This window comes from Persicobacter diffluens, from assembly GCF_036244895.1.
Lineage (GTDB): Bacteria > Bacteroidota > Bacteroidia > Cytophagales > Cyclobacteriaceae > Persicobacter > Persicobacter diffluens.
In genome coordinates, this window is record NZ_BQKE01000003.1 from 697,296 (window position 1) to 718,023 (window position 20,728).

Here is a 20,728-nt window from a genome sequence, read left to right on the forward strand (position 1 = left end):
TTTTGATAAAACGAAATCAAAAGGAAAAACGCAATGCCAAATGGTGTTGCGTTTCTTTATTTTAAGTTAATTTTCAGGTAATGATTCCGGACCACAACTTGTCGATATTGGGGTAAATTAAATCAAAGACCCTTGACCACAAATTTAAAAGATCCCGGTGCTGTTTTGGAATGGTGTAATGCTGAAATTTTTGATATTGGAAGCTTACCAGCACATACCCTATATTTGCCATTTTTAAACCAGGATCAGGAATTTACTGCCAAAAATTCTCCCTTCTATTTTTGCCTGAATGGTAATTGGGATTTTCTTTTTCTGAAAAATCCATTGAAGGTGAATAAAGGCCATTTGTTTGGGACGATCGATCACAAATGGCATAAAATTAAAGTCCCTTCCCATTGGCAAATGCAGGGCTACGGACAACCTATTTATTCAAATGTACATCATCCTTTTCCGGTAGATCCTCCCAGAGTACCTTCAGAGGGGAATGAGTGTGGGGTGTATCGCCGGACCTTCGAGTGGACGAATACATTGCCTCGGAAAATCCTTCATTTTGCAGGGGTGCAGAGTGCTTTTTATGTTTGGCTTAATGAAAAATTCCTGGGTTATCGTCAGGATAGCATGACGCCATCTGAATTTGATGTATCGGAAATCATTAAAGAAGGGCAGAATAAACTGACCGTGCAGGTGATACGCTGGAGCGACGGGAGCTATTTGGAGGATCAGGATTGTTGGCGCTTGAGTGGAATTTTTCGAGATGTTTTCATTTACAGTAGTCCACGGGAATATTTATGGGATTGCCAACTGCAGACTAATCTTAATCTTAAAAAGGATCGGGGCATATTGAGGCTCAAGGGTAGTGTTGGAGGAAGTGGTAAGTGCCAGTTAAAAGTTGACCTTTATGCACCCGATGGGCAGCATATACTAACCGATAATATATCACTGATCTCACGAAGGAATCGTTTTAAATTTAAAGGGAAATATAAAGTACCGCAAGTCAAAAGTTGGAATGCAGAAAGCCCGAACCTTTATACTTTGATTTATGAATTAAACAGTGAACAGGGGCGTTTTTTTTATGGGGAACAGCTGGGTTTTCGGGAGGTCGAAATTAAAGCGGGGCAATTACTGCTGAATGGAAAAGCGATTATGATCAAAGGGGTGAACCGTCATGAGTTTCACCCCCAAAAAGGAAGGGCGATTGGTGAAGAGGACATGCGGAAAGATATTGCAATTATTAAAGCACAAAATTTCAATGCGGTTCGTTGCAGTCATTACCCCAATCAAAAACGATGGTATGAACTTTGCAATCAGGCCGGACTTTATGTGATGGATGAGGCCAATATTGAATCTCATTATCTGTGGCAATTTGAGAATGCTTCACCAGTCAAAATTCCCATGTGGGAAGCTCAAATCCTGAGCAGGGGAGAGCGGATGTTCCGGCGAACAAAGAATCACGCCTGCGTCATTTTTTGGTCTATGGGAAATGAATCCGGTGATGGACCTAATCTTCAAAAATTGTATAAATTATTAAAGCGTTTGGATGCTTCCAACCGCCCGGTACATTATGAATCCAAGGCCATTAAAGATTCCTTGGATATATTGGGTGGGGCCAATCTGGTTGAGAAATTTAGTCGGTTTTTTTCGGCCATTTGGTGGGGGCTCTCCGTCACCCAATATGACATTAATGCCTGTATGTACCCTACCATTCCGCATTTAAAATATTTGCTCTTCCGGGATCAAAAACGACCGTTGATTATTTGTGAGTATGCTCATGCGATGGGGAATTCCACCGGACATCTGGGCGAATATTGGGATTTGTTTCGAAGTCATCCCCAACTGCAGGGGGGATTTATCTGGGATTTTATGGACCAGGGATTACAACCTTTGGGGACAGCAGAAGGGACATATCATTATGGAGGTGATTTTGGGGAAGCCACCCATGATGGCGACTTTTGTCTCAACGGAATTGTTTTTCCTGATTACCGACTGAAACCAGCCTTGGAGGAAATTCGATATCTGCAGCAGGCCATCAGGATTTCTCTGTCTGGAGAAAATATTACCATTGAAAATGGTTTTGATTTTCGTGCTATTGAAGGGCTAAATATCAAAATGCGCTTGATATCGGCTAAAGGAGAGTATGCCTTACCTTCGATATCGCATAATCAGCTCCTTCCTCCACAAGGTCAAATCGTACTTGCTTTGCCCGGGGTAGGGGAAAGTGAAGCCTTGGGGATTAAGGTTTTTGCAATGGGGCAAGAGCGCTTGTTAGGAGAGGAAGTCATGCTATTGAAATCTGTCTCTCCACTTCCTGAGCGACACCTGATCAATCGAAAGGAAGCGTCCTTGTTATTAGAAGAAAAGGAGGAGCTGGTATCGATCAAAGGCAATAATTTCGAAATTCATTTTTCAAAAGCAAGCGGAAGCCTGAGCAGCTGGTGCGTAAATCAGGTGGAAATGCTTAATGCAGGCCCTGAACTTTCTTTATGGAGAGCCCCTACCTCCAATGATATTGGTTCCCCGCATAATCCGGACCCCCGAATTATTTGGCATGAGAAACGTTGGCGGAAACTGGAATTGAATAATTTGCAAAAGGCTTTTAAACGTTGTCGATTTGGTATGGATACGGATGGTTCAGTCTACTTCCATGCTTTTGGTCACTGGAAAAGCCGGAAAGCCAGTTTTGCCTATCATCAGCGCTATCGGATTTTTGCCTGTGGGAAGGTGGAGGTTGATTTTGCTGTAAAAACCAATAGCCCCTGGGAATTGAACTTACCTAAGGTGGGCAGTATGATGGAACTTCCCAAGGATTACCATACCATTAATTGGTATGGACACGGGCCGGAAGAAAATTATGTCGATCGACGGAGGGGTTCTTTTTTGGGGCATTATGAAAAATCCATTCCTTCGATGTACACGCCCTACCTCGTTCCACAAGAGTCGGGAAATCGGAGCGGTATACAATTCTGCGTATTAAAAAGAACAGATGGTCCAAGCTTAAAAATTGAAGGAGATGATCTTCAAATGAGTATTAATGAATTTGGAGTACAACAGCTTACGGAAGTTACTCATCATCATTTATTAGAAGCACATTCCTGTTGGTATTTAAATATCGATCTCAAGCAAAATGCTTTAGGCAGTGAAAGCTTTATTTATAATTATCTGGATAAATACCTGTTGAAAGGACGAAAATTCCGCTTTCGATATTATATGTCAGCTATTGACTAGGCATTCCGCTGCGCTGCTTTGCCTTTTTGATAAAAATTCAGACCTTTCGGAGGTAATTTCACCTTATTGGAATAAATAATACTTATGAAGAAAATTCAGTTAAATAATGGTGTTGAAATCCCGGTTTTAGGCTTGGGAACTTGGCAATCCAAGGAGGATGCGGTGAAGCAGGCGGTGATTCATGCGTTGAAAAATGGCTATGCTCATATTGATACTGCAGCAGTATATGAAAATGAGGAAGAAGTCGGAGCGGGAATATTGGAAAGTGGTGTAGCCAGAGAGGATATTTTTCTAACGTCTAAAGTTTGGAATGATGTCTCTACCTATGAAGGAACGATAGCCGCCTTTGAGAACTCTCTCGAAAAATTGAAAACCGACTATTTGGATTTATATTTGGTGCACTGGCCCGGCCCTTATGAGCGCTTTAAGGAGGTTTACCGTGCTATGGAGGATCTCTATAAGGCGGGTAAAATAAAAGCGATTGGGGTATCCAATTTCAACGTTCACCATCTAAATGAATTATTGGCAAATTGTACCATTAAGCCGGTAGTGAATCAGGTGGAGTGTCATGTGAAGTATCAAAACCAATTCCTGCAGTCTTTTTGTATGGAAAAAGGAATTTATCTTCAGGCTTATGCACCGATGATGAGTTGGAAGGTAGGTGATTTGGCTAAAATTGAGGAGGTAAAATCCCTGGCAGACAAATACTCCAAGAGTCCCTCTCAAATCGCTTTGCGTTATTTGATTCAAAGGGACATCATTGTATTACCTAAATCTGTAAATCCGGCCAGAATTGAGGAAAATTTAAATGTTTTCGATTTTGAGCTGACAACAGCGGAAATGGATCAGTTGCGATGGGTGAATGATGGTACTCGTCTTTTCATTGAACCGGATAATATAGATTTCGGATTTTATAAATAATTTAAAAATGCTACCTGTGACAGGGTAGCTTTTTTTTAGGTTCATCGTTTAACCCGAATTATTCACCGCTATATTTGCCAGTCAGTCGTAATCGATTCACTTCCAGTCTCTTAAGGTTTGTTTTCTTAAGTGATAATAGCCCGAATTTGGGCAAGCTTGCTTTCTCCTCATTCGTCTGTCTCGTTGGAAAAAACTCGAAATAGGAAACTATTCCTTTATTTTTTCCGCCTTACAGCTAAACGAGGATTAAAGCATGAATAATCCGGCTTAAGTAATCCCATCTGAACTTAGAGGGTGCTTTATAGCACACCATCCGGCTGCAAATTCGAATTATTGGAAGCATTTTTGGATAAATTTTCAACAATAGCGCTGCATTTCTCTCAAAATAATCTGGGATCGCTTCTGGAATAATCAAATTTTCGCTGCGAATTTTGACTTTTAAATACCCTCTTTTATTAGCGGTATATATTTCGGGTTAAAGCCACTTTATATCAAGAAGGTGGAAGAATGAAGGAAAGGGCTGTTTTCAAGTTTTTCTCAGAATCAGTTGAAACGGAAAGCAAACTCTGCTCAATTAGGGCTATTTTAAAAACACGTACAATTATAAAGTACTTAAAATGAGGTTATTGTATAACCTTCTCTTGGACGGGGAACTTAATTCGGTAAATAGTGCCAATCATCCATCTCCTACAACCGTGAAATTGGATAATTTTCTTACATGCTGTTTTATTCGATTTGTTACGTTTTTTTGAATTTCTTACTTCAGTAATTTTTGCCTTTCACTTTAACCTTTTGCTCATTCCTATTAATATGGCCTTTAAAACGGGAACTTCTGAGCTTGAAAACTATTTTTGCATGAATTTTCTATCAGAAGCAAATGTGTTTATTGTTCATTTTAAGATATAACTTATTTGTGTAAAATTTGCAATATTTAGTGTTGTAATTTTGAGTTAACCAAAAATTCAAACTTATGACATTTTATACTTTTAGAAGAAGTGTTTTGCTTCTTTGCTGTTTGTTATTTTTTACCTTGATGAAGGTGAGCGCTCAATCGATTAAACCTTCTGGTAAAATCGGATCATTTTTATCTCAAAAAATTGCCGCTAAAACGCCCTTGAAGAATGCTAATCTTCGGTCTGCCGGGCCTATGATACAAGCCGTGTTTGATGATTATATTCAGGAAGTGGATGGTTACATCGTAATAGATGCCTATCAAACCCAGGGATCGTCGGATTTAAAAAAGGATTTAGAAGCCTTGGGAGCCATTCATGTTCAGCAATTTGCGCATGTGGTTTCGGCAGCCATTCCAGTGGACAGGATTGCGGAACTGGAAGGCTTGCAAAGTCTTCGTTTTGCCAAGGCCAGTTTAATGCCACAAACCAACGTTGGCGCAGTCACAAGTCAGGGGGATGTCGCCCAACTATCCGATGAAGCCAGGGCCATATTTGGGGTAGATGGAACTGGGGTAAAAGTTGGAATACTTTCGGATAGTTATAACACCCTAGGCGGTGCCGCAGCAGGTGTTACTTCCGGTGATTTGCCAGGTACAGGTAATCCCCTGGGGTATACCACTCCGGTAGAAGTGATCGAGGAGTATTTCGATTTAGGGACGGATGAAGGAAGAGGGATGGCGGAAATTGTTCATGATGTGGCGCCTGGAGCCACTTTGGCCTTTAATACAGCTTTTGGTGGGCAGGCAGGTTTTGCCAATGGTATCATAAATTTGGCTAATGCCGGATGCGATGTGATTGTAGACGATGTTATTTATTATGGGGAGCCGATGTTTCAGGATGGTATTATAGCCCAGGCCGTGGATATCGTAAATGCTGCTGGTGTCAGCTATTTTAGCTCTGCGGGTAACCAGCTGGATAAATCATATGAATCTGAATTTCGTCCTACCGAACCCCTTGAGGCCTTTGATATCAGTGGATTTAAAATGGGGGAATATATCTTTCATGATTTTGATCCGGGAGAAGGGGTAGAAATATTTCAGGAGATTACATTTCCAGGAACTTTTCTTAGTTTTTTGCAATGGACTTCGCCCTCGATAGCAGTTTGTCCTGATTGCCCAGGAGCTGATGCGGATCTTGATTTTATTTTGTTCTTGGAAAAGGATCTTACTTCCGCTTATGCGCAATTGAGTGGTTGGAGTGATAATTTAGGTTTAGAGCCCGTTGAATTTTTGGGCGTTCAGGCCCCAACTAACATGAAGGCTTATATTGCCATTGGTAAGTTTAATATTCCCGGAACACCCAATCCGGAGTTTATCAAATATGTCAACTATAGGGATAATATTGTCACTACATTTAATGAGCCCTCGGCAACTTCTTATGGGCATGCCAATGCGACCGGTGCGGTATCTGTAGGAGCAGTACGCTATGATCGCACCCCTGAATTTGGAGTAGACAAACCACTTCGGGAAGTGTTTTCCAGCTCCGGAGGCATTGATATTTATTTTGATAAGCAAGGGAATCCTATTCGGGACCTTCGGTTAAAGCCTGAAATTTCGGCTGTTCAGGGGGGAAGTAATAGCTTTTTTGGCGGCTTCGATTATGAGGGAGATGGTTTCCCCAACTTCTTCGGGACTTCTTCTTCGGCTCCTCACGCCGCTGCCGTGGCGGCTTTAATGAAGCAATTAAGACCCGATATTCTGCCGGATGAGATTATCTCCGCCATGACCTCCACGGCCCTTGATATGGATCCAACCAACCCTAATACCCGCACTCCTCCAGCCTATGCGGATGAAAAATTTGATTTTGATACCGGCCATGGGTTATTATTAGCCTCTCATGCGCTGGGGGCTGTTGCCCCTAAACCTTCCATATTAAGCATGGATTTGGTAGAGGCCAGAAGTTTTGGGAAACTCGAAAAAATGGAAGATGGTGCCATCATTGATTTGGCAGCAATTCAGGGTCCCCTGAATATTGTAGCGCATGGCGTTGACGGTTTGAGTACGCTGGCTAGCGTGGAAACTAAAACTAAAGGGGCTATGATTCGCAGCTATAAAGATTTTAAGGTTCCCTATACGGCTTTTCCGTCCTTATATTCCTGGATCCCTTATCCTGGCAAATATAAAATTAAGGCGATACCCCATACCGGAAGGTTTGCCAATGGTGAGAAAGGGTATAAAAATATAGCCAATATTGAGGTGATCAATACCGCAAAGGTGGAGGGCTATTATTTGGTGGATGCCAATACCGGACTTGATATTGGTCCTTTGACTGAAGTGGTGGATTTGGCTACCTTACCCGTGGATAACTTTAACATCAGAGCGGAGGCTAGTGGTGAGGCCATTGAGATGGTGCGCATGCAAATGTCAGGAAAAAGATATGCTTATCAAATAGACCGAGAGGAGCCTTATTTATTGTATTCAGCCAATCGCTCTGTTCGTAACTGGCTACCGGGCACTTATAATATTGAAGCTACGGTAAATGTTTTGTCTATCAGCAGTCGTTATAAAGGAGAAATGGTGTCAGTTTCTTTTGAAGTAATAGACAGCCGCATTGGTGGGGCAGGGGATGGAAAACCAAATGTGACTTTATACCCCACCATTTCTGATGGAAACATTGTCATTAGCGTAAATGGGGAGCATGACCAATTGATGTTGAGCATTTATGACTTTTTCGGCAGCCAGGTTTATACTGTGGAATTGGAAGGGAATTCTAAATCCAATCATCAGTTAAAGGGGCTCAAGTCCGGTATTTACATTGCCAAAGTGTTTATAGAGGATGAAAATATGGAAACCATTCGTTTTATTATTCGATAAAAGTTTGCGTATGTTCTGATGATAATAAAAACGGCTGAATTCAATTGAACTCAGCCGTTTTCATATATTAATCCAAATTATCAATCCTTAAATCTTCTTTTCGCTGCTAAGTGGGAAAAATGAAAAATTTGCTTGTTTCTAGTGTTTTCCCGGGAAACAGCGGAAGGAGAAGATGCCTAGCTCACCCTAATCTGGGCTATCTGGAAATCGTAAAACTATCCAAACTTGCCTTTTTTGAGGGCTTCGGAAGATTCCATGAATGTAACATTGAATAATTCGGATTAAAAGCAATCTATTTAATGACTTCACCGTACGGGCCATATTCGGTTACCTCCCCAAATTGGTTCAGCTTTTCGCGAATAACATCACCTTTACCTACCACGATGATATTGGCGTTTTCAGGCTTAATGAATCTTTCCGCTGCTTTTTTGATATCTTCCAAAGTTACCGCTTCAATTTTTTGAATATAAGTGGTATAGTAGTCTGCAGGAAGATTATACAATTCCTTGCTGATCGCAAAAGAAGCTACTTGTCTTGAGCTTTCCAGTCCTCTGGCAAATGAACCAATATATTCAGCTTTAGCAGTAGCCAACTCTTTTTCAGAAACTTCCTTTTCGCGAATGGCTTTCATTTCGTTTAAAAATTGCACCACTGCAGAATCCGTTACCTCATTGCGAACTTTTGCACTAGCATTTACCGACCCAACAAAGCGGCTTCCACTGATGTTAGCGTATGCCCCATAGGTATAGCCATGCGTTTCACGTAGATTTTGGAACAAACGGCCATTGGAACCACCACCGAAAATCTTAATCATGAGGTTGGTGGCGATATAGTCTTTTTCAGTCGGGTTGAATTGAACCGGATAGCTGATTCGGATATCAGACTGCTGCGCCGCATCAAAGTTAGCAAAAGCTACTCTTGTTTTTTCCGGTGCCTGAGGCTGTACCAGTTCTTTAAAGGTATTTTCCCCTTTTTCCCATTTGCTGAAATATTTTTCCGCCAATGCTTTAGCATCTTTAAAGGTGATATCTCCAATGAAGGTTAAGTAAGCATTATTTGGGCTGTAGGAAGACTTATAGAAAGCTTCACAATCTGCAATGGTGATATTTTGTAAGGTCTCGGCCGTTTCTACCTCTCCATAAGGATGGTCAGTACCATATTTTGCTACGGCAGCAACATTTCCGGCAATAGAAGACTGACTAGTAGGCACTGAAGAAATATTGGCCAACATATTCTTTAGAATCTTGTCAAATTCCTCCTGCTCAAATTTAGCATTGATCACTACATCCGAAAGAATCTCAAATGTACTTTCAGTATTTCTGCTCAAAGCCGTAGCATAAGCACCATTCGCACCTGCTCCAATATAAGATCCCATTTGTTCAATGGTATTATTGATCTCATCTTTAGAACGGTTGGTCGTTCCGGTACCCATTAAAGATCCGGCTACCGCTGAAAGACCCGCTTTTTCACCTTCTAGTTGAGGCGTATTATACATCCCTAGGGAAAAAGTAACGGTTGGTAATTTGTGATCGGACACCACCAATACCTTCAGCCCATTTGGTAAAGTGAATCTTTTCGGCTTGCCTAACTTAATTTTTGCTGGTTTGTCCGCTACAGGTGCTTTTGTACGATCTACCTGCGCTGAACCTTGGTGACCCATCCAAGTAAAAGCCACCATCATTAATAAAAATATTTGCTTTTTCATTTTTAAATCTTTTGACTTTTAAGGGATTACTGTCCTTTTGGAAGATAATATAATACAACGCGATTACTCTTCTGGAAATACTTCTTCGCTACGCGGTTGATGTCTTCCAAGCTTACATTTCTAATTTCATCCAATTCTGTGTTAATGGCATTGGTGTTTCCTTTGAAGATGTAAGACTTAGCCAAAATTTGCGAGATCTCCTCTACTTTAGACAAGTCGTTGATGATAGCCGCTTCTGTGATATTTTGTGCTTTTTCCAACTCTTCAGCTTTAATTCCATTCGTTAAAGCCTCGTCAAATACAGCATTGATACCCGCTTCCAAATCCGCAGGATTTACCCCCATATTGGCAATACAGTAGGCAATGGCATTGGATTCATACTCCATATCCAAATTCATCAAGGCTGCATGAACGGCCATTTGCTTTTCGTCTACCAACGCTTTGTGTAAACGCGAAGACTGACCATCTGCCATGATACTCACGAATAAATCTACTGCCGCCTTGTCCTCTGCAGCGATACCCGGTGTACGGTAGCCCATGAAAACGCCAGGAAGGGTAATATTATCATAAACAATATCTCTAATCTCCGTCAGCTGCGCTGGCTCCTGAATAGTAGGGCGTACGATTTCGTGCTCACCCGTTGGGATATCACCAAAATAAGCTTCAATTTCTTTCTTAGCCTCTTTTGCATTGAAGTCACCCGCTAATACCAAAGTAGCATTGTTCGGTACATAATAGTGCTGGTAGAATTCCATGAACTCGTCCAAAGTGGCACGGTTCAAATCCTCAATAGAACCAATTGGCGTATGGCTGTAAGGGTGGAATTTATAGGTGCGTTCCATAAGCTGGTCAAGGAAGTTACCGTAAGGCTTTGCATATCGCATGGCCTTTTCTTCCTTTACAACTTTACGTTGCGTTTCTACTCCTACTTCCTGAATTTTTGCGTGCAACATACGCTCAGACTCAATCCATAAACCAAGCTTCCATTGGTGAGCAGGTATTTTATCGTAATAGAAAGTTAAATCAGAAGTGGTGTAAGCGTTATAAGTACCTCCTGCGGAAGAAATTAATTGGTCAAATTCACCTCTCTCAATATTCTCAGACCCTTCAAATAGCAAGTGCTCAAAGAAATGAGCAAAACCTGTTCGGTTTTCTACTTCATTTTTACCTCCAACGTGATAAGCCACAGAAACCTGAACGTTTGGTGTAGAATGATCTTCATATAAGATTACATGAAGCCCGTTTGGTAAGTCGTATTCTTCAAATTTAATATGTGTGCCTTGCCCGAAAACCTGTAAGGCTCCCAATAAGCATAAAGCGAAACTAAATACCCTTTTCATTTATATGGTTTATATTAAGAATGGATAAAATTATTCCTGATTTACGGTTCCAAATTTTTTGGAGATGCAAAGATAAACAATCAAGGTATTTCAGGGAGTGGATTTATTTTTTCGAACCCCTTTTTGGGTCAAATGGTCTATTTGCCTTTTAAATGGAATAGCAGGATTAGCCCCTTTAACCAATCTATTCTTTAGGTGAATTTCGTGAGGTTTTGGAGTATTACGGTTTTAATATTCCGAAAATAGGTAATCATTATATCAAATATTAAAATTTTTCCATAATGATTCTACATCAAAATTTAAACTAAGGAAAACTTTTTTCTCCGCCCATTTTGAATTTTATTATGCCGCCTGTCGTTTAGCCCGAAGGAAACCTGCTTCAAATGCCGCATAGCGGAAAGATGGAGAAAAGGAAGGATGAATTCCTTGTTTGGAGTTTTTGCCATCGAAGAAGTATAAGGAGGAGGAAGCACGCATACTCAAATTTGGAATATTAAAATAAGCGATCTTTTCAAACCAATGCTGGTATTTAGAAACTTATTGCAATTTTTAATGTCTTGGGAGGTATAATATGGCTTGGAAATTTGATCTCTTCAAAAAAGAAACCGCACCTTACCGCTGCTCAGGTCTTCCCCAGGTAGAAAATTTCATAAAAAATTACATCAATAATTTTCCATACACAATGTTATAACCAATGATAAAACTGCTCATATGCCATGTTTTGATACCTAAAAAGCACCATTATTAGCAAAAGTTGATTATTCGATTAATTTATTCTAGGATTTTATTATTTTTGAGTAAATTCCTTTCATGAAATCTTTAGGTGTTTTTCACCAGTGTCCGGTGATTCGTTTTAAAGAGCAGTATTAAGGAATAAAAGCGTAAAGCTTTCAGCGGAAATAACCAGACAGGTGACGAATTATGGGCAATGACAATTACTATCAGCCTTCACTAAAATTTGATGCAGGCTATTATTTTTCAGAATTGTATGAATCCATTACAAAAATGGAAGGAGTATGTAGGTTCATGGAAAAATCTCAAAATGAAATGGGACTGGATATACAGTCAGAAATGAATGATGTATATGCTATGGATTTCAAAGGGGTCAATGGGCTGGGACTTGAAATTATGGAGCGCGCATCAAAAAATTTAATGGAGGAATATTCTCTTTGTTATAGTATTTTAAATCAAACGATTGAGGCATTTGTAGATTACTGTCTTCGCAAAAAGCCTCAACTTTTGATTGAATTTGATTCGGAAAAGTTTAAGGTTCAGAATTTTTTGAAGGCAGTAGGGGACGGGAATGCTTCCAAACCCTCCCATATTTTGGACTCGGTGATCGCTGAATTTTTAGAAGAATTTGAGGAAGATCAGCTAAGTACTCGAATGTACAAGTGTTTTCGTTTATTTGGTGAAACGATCAAGCCCAGGGCACATGCCAGATTGCTTTCCACCCAAGCTTTATATAACCTTTGTTTGTTTGAGCCTCGTAAAGTAGCATTTGACCGAAAGGCGATCAAAGATTTTTCAAAGGTGATCCATACGCTGGAACTATTTATTAACCGACAATTATTGGATCGAAAAATCGGAGAGTTTGCTGCGTAGCTGAAGTTGAATACGCCATTAAAGGATGGGAAATCGGAACTTATCGAAGTTATAGATGATATTTTCCTATAATCAGACCGCCTTTAGTCCATATGCATCCGGGTATTGCTATCGAAATACAGTACATTATCAATGTGTTCGCCAGATATTACCCAACCTATTGACCTGGTATAGCATAGCTTTTGCTAAAACGGTTTTCGGTTAATAATAATTATTGAAAGAATATTATCGTTAACAGAAAATATTTTGACCGTTTTGACGGTTTTTTTTCTTCAGCTGATTTTTGTCATTCTATTACACTTTTAGTTTTATCAGTTTTGTAAGGAAATGCGATGGGTATTCTTAAAAGATCGATGGGAATGCCAATTACCCAAGAAAAAGGGAAGATATTTTAAGCGTTAACTTCCTTTTTCTTGTAGTGTAAGGTCAATGATATGACATAAATTAAGACTTGAGTAATCTCAAGTCTTTTTTTGTTTGGTCCGAATACTTCCGCTCGAAATGGCAACCATTTCGGTCTTTGTTGGTATCCAGGGCTGCAATGTTTATTTTAGCCGTTCATCAGGGATTGGAAAATAGATAAGTATCGGCCAATTTCTATTCCGTCCATTAAGCCATGGTGGACATTTATGGCTACCGACATCCATTTTTTTTCATTCTCTTCATACATTTTACCAAAGGATATTTTGGGAGCACTGTCAGTATGTTGAAATGAACGGGCATGGGTAAGCCCGGTGAATTTGGTCCAGGGGATTGAACTGTAGTGTATTACATCCTGTCGGGCAGTTTCGTCGCTCAGGTTTAATCCACTTGTTTTTTGTAATTCAGCAATTTCCAGCGATAGGTTTTTCGAGAATAACTCAAAGTTTGGTTGATATTGGCTAAATGAAAAGGCGAAGGTATCGTCTTTTCTTCCTATAGTGGCGGAGGCGTGAATTTCATCAAAAATGATCACCTCTCCCTCGATGATTCTATACCTAAAGGCCTCCAATTGGTTAGCCGCTTTTAACGATTGGTACAAATAATAGGCAAAGAATGAAATTTCGTTGTTTTTGCAGTAATGATAGGCATTAGTTACCTCAATTTCGGTTACGATTCCAAAAAATGGTTCGTCAAAATTGGAGAAAAATTCAAAATGTTCCTTGCGTTTCCAGGTCTTCAAATCTAGTTTTTTCATATTTGAAATTAGTAAAAAATAACATTTTTACGGCTGTAAATCGGTGATGGAAATGCATGATCTGGTTTAAGTTTTGAATATCAAGGCGTTAATGAGTTTTAAGCCTGTTTTTAAAACTCAAAATTCGCAGTGAAAATTTGATTATTGAGGAAACGATAGCCGATAATTTCTCTAAAATCGGCTTTAAAAATTCTAATCCGTAGCTGGATGGAGTGCCATTAAACGTGCTCTACGCTGCATTTGGTATTTTTTTCCTCCTAAATGCTGCTTGATCAATAAACCCTGAAGAGGTTAATTTTTAATTTTATCGATTAATAAGGGTTTTGCTTTTCTTTATGGCCTTACGCTGTACCAAAAGAGGATTTAAGCCGAATTATTCACAGCATGTTTTAGTGATTCTCCCTAAATATGAGCGTGTTTAAAAGCCAAAATTCGTAGCGAAAATTTGATTATTGCAGAAGCGATACCCGATTATTTTGATAGAATAGCATCGCTATTGTTGAGAAATTATCCAAAATTGCTTCCAGTAATTCTAATTTGCGGCCGGATGGTGCCCCGTTAAACATGCTCTAAGAGATTTGTTGTATTTGCTGATTTATTTACAGCTCAAATTTGCCCAAATGGCCTTCTGCTCCTTCATCTGCTTCCTTGGAAAAAAGGAAATAGGAAAATTCCTTCATTTTTCCCGCATTGCTGCTAATCGAAGAGTTAAGGGTGGATAATCCGGTTTAAGAGCTATTATTCTATATTAAAATAAAGGAAGAAATTGGTGGGCAATTGATTTCTAAAAATATAATATTTCATTATTTTCTGATTATAATCGCTGACTATTCGATGATATAGGTATATTATTGCCTGTCTATAGCCAATTAATATAAAATTGCCGATTATATTTGTACTGATAACAAATTAAACTTTAAGGATCATGAATCTCGATCGTATTTTTGAAAACAATAAAGAGTGGGTAGCGAAAAAATTGGAGGTTAATCAAGATTACTTTGAAGATCTTTCCAAAGGCCAACAGCCCGAAATACTATATATCGGATGCGCTGATAGCCGAGTTACTGCTGAGGAAATGATGGGAGCAGGTCCTGGTGATATTTTTGTTCATCGAAATATAGCCAATATGGTACCTAATACGGATTTGAGTTCTCAATCGGTAATCAATTATGCGGTGGCCCATTTAAAAGTAAAACATGTGGTAGTTTGCGGTCACTATTTTTGTGGAGGTGTAATGGCAGCGATGCAGGCGCAGGATTTAGGAGTATTAAACCCATGGTTGCGGAATATTCGTGATGTTTATCGTTTACACCAGCAGGAGTTAGACGCCATTGAGGACGAAACAGATCGCTATAAAAGATTGGTGGAGCTGAATGTGGAGGAACAATGTATTAATGTGATGAAAGTTGCGGATGTTCAACTGGCATATAATGCCGGCAAGTTAAAGGTTCATGGCTGGGTTTTTGATATCTCCACGGGGAAAATCATTGATTTGAAGTTGGATACCAAGAAATTAATGGAAAATATTAAAGCGATTTATGCTTTAAGCTAATCCAATAAGAAATATGATAATAAACTGCTCCTTTGCTGAGCAGTTTTTTTGTTTTACACCAAGTAATGCTGGTTTCATCATTATCCTGACAATATGAAGGGTTGAATGGAAGAGGATCATAGCATATTGGCCACATTAATGTTCCGCAAAATCTTATAAAATCCTCCATAGCATATACTACCCATCCATACAGCTGTTTTCCTAAAATTATAATTGGCCAAATTTGGAAGAATGTAATTACTCCTTATTCTTCTGATTCGGTAGGAAAACTCGAAATAGTAGATTCTCCTTCCTATGTTATTTCTACCTTACAGTTAAACGGCTATTTTTTATCAATATCTGATTTTATAGCAATGATGGAATTAAAATTCGTCGCTATTATTTGAAGCATTACAAAAGCGATAAAGGCTTATTGAGCACCTATTCAAGCTTATTACTGAAGATTGCATTAAGTTGCATCTCCAATTTCGAAATGGCCATCGCTTGGGGTAGTAAAAAAAAGCGGTCAAAATTTTTTCCGGAAATACAGCCTTTCGATATCAAGTTTTGCATCCATTTCTTTTTTGGTTAATTCCCAATTTTGACTTAAATAGAACCCTAAAGCTTGTTCATTTCCTGCGTAAGTTTCCAATTGGCCTTCTGAAAAACCATTTGCTTTAATATGTTGCTCTAAAAAATGAAGTAGGTGCTTTCCAAAACCTCTATGCTGAAAATCTTCATCAATGAGCATGAAATGAATAAGGTTATCTATACAAATGCCTAATCCAATTATTCTGTGCTCGTTTCTAAGGGTAAAACAATGTGCGAGATTTCTTTCGATCTCCTGATTGCTGGCGCCACTCGTAATATATTCCTCTACTATAGCAGGTGGAAGGAAGGACTTGTAAGTAGCGCTGATGGTTCTTTTTGTAATTTCAAAAAGTTGAGAGAGATCCGCAGCGGTGGCATTTTCAATAGTAAAGTTTTTCATAAGGAGGCCGTTTGTTACTAATGTAAGCAAGACCTCCCATTATAAAAAACAGAATTTCATTTAGCAGTTACAAAAAATAGCTTCCAGGGCGGAAAGTAGAAAGTACCAATTTATAGATGCACACGATAGCCGAGAATCGCCACAAAACTTCTTAGTAATCCATCCGGAATTACGTCCCGATTAATAAATGGTGAACCGGCAGTAAAGTAAATCTGGTGGTTGGTGTTCGGCTGAAATTGTAATTTGATATTGCCATTCAGCGTTAGCCCGTCACTTCCTTTAATGGAGGTAGCGCTTCCGACTCTTGGTGTATATTTATCTTCTCCCAGGTGAAAGATAGGCAGTAAGGAGGGTTCCAGAAGCCATTTTTTCTGCCCAAAAGGTAAACCATAAGATAATCTGATCAGAATATCTCCTTGTCGTTCCAATTTTCTGGAAGGAGGATATTGATCCGGATCTTCTAAATTAGAGTCTGCCGGATCAAAATCATTCTCATTTTCTCCACTAAGAGGTTGTTGATAAAGGATGCTTCCGTTAAATCCTTTGTAACCGAAATGGTAGCCCAATAATAGATCTAAAGTTCCCAGTGTCGGTTGAAACACCATGGGCAGCGCTTCATTATCAGCCCCTTGAAGATCAGTACTACCCAAGGGGATTTTGATTCCACCGGTGAGCCCGTGGCGAATCGTCGCCTCCTGCGGAAAATTATAATCTACGTTTAGAAATAGATCTCCTAAACCAAAGGTGCTTTCTACTTCTGAGCTGGCCGATTGGGCAGTAAGTTTGAGATTGATACTAAAATCCCTATTCAAACGCCGAATGTATTCAAAATAAGGGGTAATCACGCTAACCTCATGATCCGCGGCGCCATAGGCCACTCCAATCCCGATCATGTTTTTGGGCGCTTCCTGTTCGGCTTCTAAGTGAGCAAGCGTACAAATCCCCGCATCACTACATCCCTGGCTCAGTGCCGGTAGCGATAGTAATAAGCAAGGAATTAGGGTCAAAAATAGATTTCGCATTTTATTTTTAAAATATTATTTAACAAGGAGATTTGACGTCTTAGTTACGACGAATGAGTGCATTAGCTGTTGTTCTTTTTCTTCTAAAAATGCTAAAGTCAGTTGAAGCATGGGGATGGCCGCTTCTGCATGGCTTCGATCCTTAATGGTGACTAAACTAATTTCATTATGGAACTCTTGCATGGCTTCCAAATATTGATGACTGGTTTTAATATCAATAATTTCGTCTGCCTCAGAATGGAAAAGTAAAATGGGAAATTTAGCGCAAAAGCCGGGGATATTATTGGCCTTTAAAGCTTCACTCAAAAAGTCGTCTCTCCCTTCTTTCATGTTTTCTATTGCCATGGGATGGAGCCACATTGCAATGGAATCCGGCAGCCATTGATTAATTTGACTAATACTCTGACTACCATCCAGACGAGCAGGTAGTTCTTCTAAATATGGACTTAAGATATATTGCTCCAGTAAATTCTCCTCATAATGATTCAGGTAGCCGTAAAGTAAATAAGCCAAAAAGGCCGGACTTTCGTACTTTTTTTCCTGCAGAATTTGGGAAGCGAGCGCTGAAAGCCTGTAGCCACCAGCTCCGGCTATTACGGATTTAATGGTTAAATCCGATTGGTTTGGATACTGATAAGCGGTAGCCATCGCGGAATAGCCACCCTGGGAATAGCCACTGATATAAAGATTGCGCTGAAAGGGAATTTGCTCCTGTATCAGAAATTCCTGAACGGCTTTTATCATGTCTATGCCAGCTTGTGCGCTGCTTTCCATAATCATATAGGGGTGATCCAATGCGGCACTGGCCCCAAAGCCTATCAAATCCGGAACGAAGGTAATATAGCCGGCAGTGGATAATAATTCATATTGAGGGAAAAAAGATACACTTGGCGCATTTTCTTCGGCGATAATCGTTCCTCGGTGTACCAAAAGTAAGGCGGGATCCATAGCAGGGTTTTCCGGAATGCCCAATCTTCCGGAAAGAAGTACCTCCTTTCCTTTATATTGACTTTTATAAGTGATGCGATAGGAATTTAGTCCGTAAGTAATATATGGCCGTAATTCGCCATAACCAAGCGAGTCTACTGCATACCGTAGTGCATCTGCAGATAATCTGATGACGCTTTCACTACTGACCAGATGTTGCGGATCCTGAATGTAGGGCTCTTGTAAAGCGTTTCCCTTACAGGCCATGAGAAAAAGCAGGTAGAAAAAGCCTTTTTGGAAGGTGTCGGGCATAATAAGTAAATGTTTTTAATTTGTACTTTTTGGGAAAACTTTTAATAAATGCACTTGTTATGATGTTAGTTTAATTTTCAGCATTTAACCTAATCAATATGAAAGCAGTCATTCTAGCCGGTGGATTTGGAACCAGAATCAGTGAAGAAAGTGGCGTAAGGCCTAAGCCAATGGTAGAGATTGGTAGCCAGCCGATTCTCTGGCATATTTTGAAAATGTATTCCAAACACGGTATTAATGATTTTATTATTTGTTGTGGCTATAAAGGGTTCGTGATCAAGGAATTTTTCTCTAACTATATGCTGCATAAATCCAATGTGACTTTCAATCTGGCGCATAATACCATGCATATTCATGACAGTCAGTCAGAACCCTGGAAAGTGACTTTAGTTGATACCGGCCTGAATGTTATGACTGGGGGAAGGATAAAAAGAGTCCAAGAGTATATCGGCAATGAACCTTTTTGCTTAACCTATGGCGATGGGCTAAGTGATGTAAATATTTCACAATTAGTAGAATTCCATCGGCATGAGGGAGCGGCAGTTACCTTAACGGCAGTAAAACAACCCGGAAGATTTGGTGCCTTTAATCTTGATGCCGAAAGTAATAAAATTGGAAATTTTACTGAAAAGCCAAGCCATGAGGGGCGTGATGGCGCTTGGATCAATGGTGGATTTTTTGTGGTGAATCCTGAGGCCATTGATATCATTGAGGGCGATCAAACCGTTTGGGAAAAAGAACCACTGGAACATTTTGCCAACCAAGGAAAGCTTTCTGCCTTTAGACATGGCGGATTTTGGCACCCGATGGATACCCTGAGAGATAAAAACGTATTAGAGGAAATGTGGAATAATGGAACTGCTCCCTGGAAAACATGGTAAGAAACAGCATTATTTCAAATGATGATAAGTCGACTTCGGTCGGCTTTTTTATTTTCTGAGACTTCGGTTATTTTTTAATGTGGCGATGTTTTTTTGAAACGGAATCTCTAGTTGCCCTTTAGTTTTTCGATCGGCGAGGTTTAAGTTGGAGATGGATACTCCCATTAGCCGGATAGCTTCGAAGCTTTCTTCCTCCTCGTTGAACAGTTTAAAAACAGCTTCCTTTAGTTCCTGTTCATTTTTGAGGAAATTCAATAAAGTTTTGCTGCGGGTAATTTGTTTAAAATCATGAAATTTGATTTTTAGAGTGACCGTCTTTCCGGAGGCGCCGGCATTCAAGGCGCGTTTCCAAACCGTTTCTACGATTTGCAATAATTTTTCTTTTAATTGCTCTCCATCAATCAAATCTTCCTCAAAAGTATTTTCGGCCCCTATGGATTTCCTTACCCGGTCCGGAATTACAGGTCTGAAGTCTTCCCCTCTTACAATCCGATAATAATGAGCTCCCGCCCGTCCAAATTTGCGGACTAAATCTTTACGGCTGAAAGCCTTTAAATCCTTTCCGGTTTCAATGCCAAGCGCTTCCATTTTCTTCGCGGTCACTTTGCCTATGCCATGGAACTTTTTTACCGGTAGTGCTTCTAAAAAGGGAATGGCTTGTTGGGGTTTAATGATATAGATACCGTTGGGCTTATCCATATCAGAGGCGACTTTTGCCAAAAACTTGCAATAAGAAACGCCCGCAGAGGCAGTTAAGCCTGTTACTTCAAAAATTTCTTTTTTGATAGCCTCGGCAATTAATGTGGCTGATTTAGGACCTTTTAGTGGCTCGGTAACATCAAGGTAGGCCTCATCTAAAGAAAGCGGTTCCACTAAATCAGTATAGGAAAGAAATATTTTACGAATTTGTTGAGAAACGGATTTATATACCTCAAATCGAGGTCTTACAAAGGTAAGTTGAGGGCATTTTCGAGCTGCGATCACTGAGGGCATAGCGGAATGAACCCCAAATTTTCTGGCCTCATAACTTGCTGCTGCCACCACGCCTCTTTCTCTGGAACCACCTACAGCCACAGGTTTTCCACGGAGAGCAGGATGGTCTCGTTGTTCAATGGAAGCGAAAAAAGCATCCAGGTCAATATGAATAATTTTCTTTTGGATAGTGTTTGATGGATAAATCTACAAAACTTGTCGAAAAATACGTCATTTCATAAAGAAGCACAAGCCTACCAATTCTTGAATTCAATTTTTCGTTACGAATTTTACCTTTTAACCTGTTCTAAGACCATGTCTAAAAGCGCAACTTCCGGCTAAAACTCGAATTATTA

General features: G+C 39.8%; 14 protein-coding genes. 6 read left to right on the forward strand and 8 right to left on the reverse strand.

Annotated elements, in window-relative coordinates:
• Positions 1-132 precede the first annotated feature (132 nt).
• From AAA970_RS22090 to AAA970_RS22100, 3 genes are all read left to right on the forward strand, one after another.
• Positions 133-3,222 (forward strand): glycoside hydrolase family 2 TIM barrel-domain containing protein, encoded by a 3,090-nt coding sequence (locus tag AAA970_RS22090; protein ID WP_338239047.1) that lies wholly within the window; start codon positions 133-135, stop codon positions 3,220-3,222.
• A gap of 84 nt (positions 3,223-3,306) precedes the next feature.
• On the forward strand, positions 3,307-4,143 hold the full coding sequence (locus AAA970_RS22095) for an aldo/keto reductase (protein ID WP_338239048.1): 837 nt from the start codon (positions 3,307-3,309) through the stop codon (positions 4,141-4,143).
• A 970-nt stretch (positions 4,144-5,113) separates the two neighbouring features.
• Positions 5,114-7,909, forward strand: coding sequence for a S8 family serine peptidase (locus AAA970_RS22100; protein WP_338239049.1), 2,796 nt, complete (start codon positions 5,114-5,116; stop codon positions 7,907-7,909).
• Positions 7,910-8,201: 292 nt separating this feature from the next.
• Here the strand turns inward: AAA970_RS22100 and AAA970_RS22105 are convergent, their stop codons facing one another.
• The 3 genes from AAA970_RS22105 to AAA970_RS22115 all read right to left on the reverse strand — a co-directional run bounded on the left by AAA970_RS22105 (position 8,202) and on the right by AAA970_RS22115 (position 11,431).
• Complete coding sequence (locus tag AAA970_RS22105) at positions 8,202-9,614, reverse strand: M16 family metallopeptidase (RefSeq protein ID WP_338239050.1); 1,413 nt, start codon at positions 9,612-9,614, stop codon at positions 8,202-8,204.
• A 26-nt stretch (positions 9,615-9,640) separates the two neighbouring features.
• Positions 9,641-10,954 (reverse strand): M16 family metallopeptidase, encoded by a 1,314-nt coding sequence (locus AAA970_RS22110; protein ID WP_338239051.1) that lies wholly within the window; start codon positions 10,952-10,954, stop codon positions 9,641-9,643.
• 342 nt (positions 10,955-11,296) lie between these two features.
• On the reverse strand, positions 11,297-11,431 hold the full coding sequence (locus tag AAA970_RS22115; protein WP_338239052.1) for a hypothetical protein: 135 nt from the start codon (positions 11,429-11,431) through the stop codon (positions 11,297-11,299).
• Positions 11,432-11,875: 444 nt separating this feature from the next.
• Between AAA970_RS22115 and AAA970_RS22120 the strand changes: the two genes are divergently transcribed.
• A complete protein-coding gene (locus AAA970_RS22120; protein ID WP_060689189.1) occupies positions 11,876-12,559 on the forward strand; it encodes a hypothetical protein in 684 nt (227 codons plus the stop codon).
• Between the two features lie 550 nt (positions 12,560-13,109).
• Here AAA970_RS22120 and AAA970_RS22125 read toward each other — a convergent pair.
• Complete coding sequence (locus tag AAA970_RS22125; protein WP_338239053.1) at positions 13,110-13,736, reverse strand: CatA-like O-acetyltransferase; 627 nt, start codon at positions 13,734-13,736, stop codon at positions 13,110-13,112.
• A 925-nt stretch (positions 13,737-14,661) separates the two neighbouring features.
• Between AAA970_RS22125 and AAA970_RS22130 the strand changes: the two genes are divergently transcribed.
• Complete coding sequence (locus tag AAA970_RS22130) at positions 14,662-15,288, forward strand: carbonic anhydrase (RefSeq protein WP_338239054.1); 627 nt, start codon at positions 14,662-14,664, stop codon at positions 15,286-15,288.
• Between the two features lie 505 nt (positions 15,289-15,793).
• On the opposite strand, the gene AAA970_RS22135 is transcribed toward AAA970_RS22130, so the two are convergent.
• The 3 genes from AAA970_RS22135 to AAA970_RS22145 all read right to left on the reverse strand — a co-directional run bounded on the left by AAA970_RS22135 (position 15,794) and on the right by AAA970_RS22145 (position 18,519).
• Complete coding sequence (locus tag AAA970_RS22135) at positions 15,794-16,288, reverse strand: GNAT family N-acetyltransferase (RefSeq protein WP_338239055.1); 495 nt, start codon at positions 16,286-16,288, stop codon at positions 15,794-15,796.
• An 80-nt stretch (positions 16,289-16,368) separates the two neighbouring features.
• Positions 16,369-17,280, reverse strand: a complete 912-nt coding sequence (locus tag AAA970_RS22140) for a hypothetical protein (protein ID WP_338239056.1) — start codon at positions 17,278-17,280, stop codon at positions 16,369-16,371.
• A 15-nt stretch (positions 17,281-17,295) separates the two neighbouring features.
• The gene (locus AAA970_RS22145; RefSeq protein WP_338239057.1) at positions 17,296-18,519 is read right to left on the reverse strand and encodes an alpha/beta hydrolase family protein; all 1,224 of its coding nucleotides are present in this window, start codon (positions 18,517-18,519) and stop codon (positions 17,296-17,298) included.
• A gap of 98 nt (positions 18,520-18,617) precedes the next feature.
• On the opposite strand from AAA970_RS22145, the gene rfbF reads away from it, so the two are divergent.
• Complete coding sequence (gene rfbF, locus AAA970_RS22150; RefSeq protein ID WP_338239058.1) at positions 18,618-19,400, forward strand: glucose-1-phosphate cytidylyltransferase; 783 nt, start codon at positions 18,618-18,620, stop codon at positions 19,398-19,400.
• 48 nt (positions 19,401-19,448) lie between these two features.
• On the opposite strand, the gene dinB is transcribed toward rfbF, so the two are convergent.
• On the reverse strand, positions 19,449-20,579 hold the full coding sequence (dinB, locus tag AAA970_RS22155; protein WP_338239117.1) for a DNA polymerase IV: 1,131 nt from the start codon (positions 20,577-20,579) through the stop codon (positions 19,449-19,451).
• Positions 20,580-20,728: the final 149 nt, after the last annotated feature.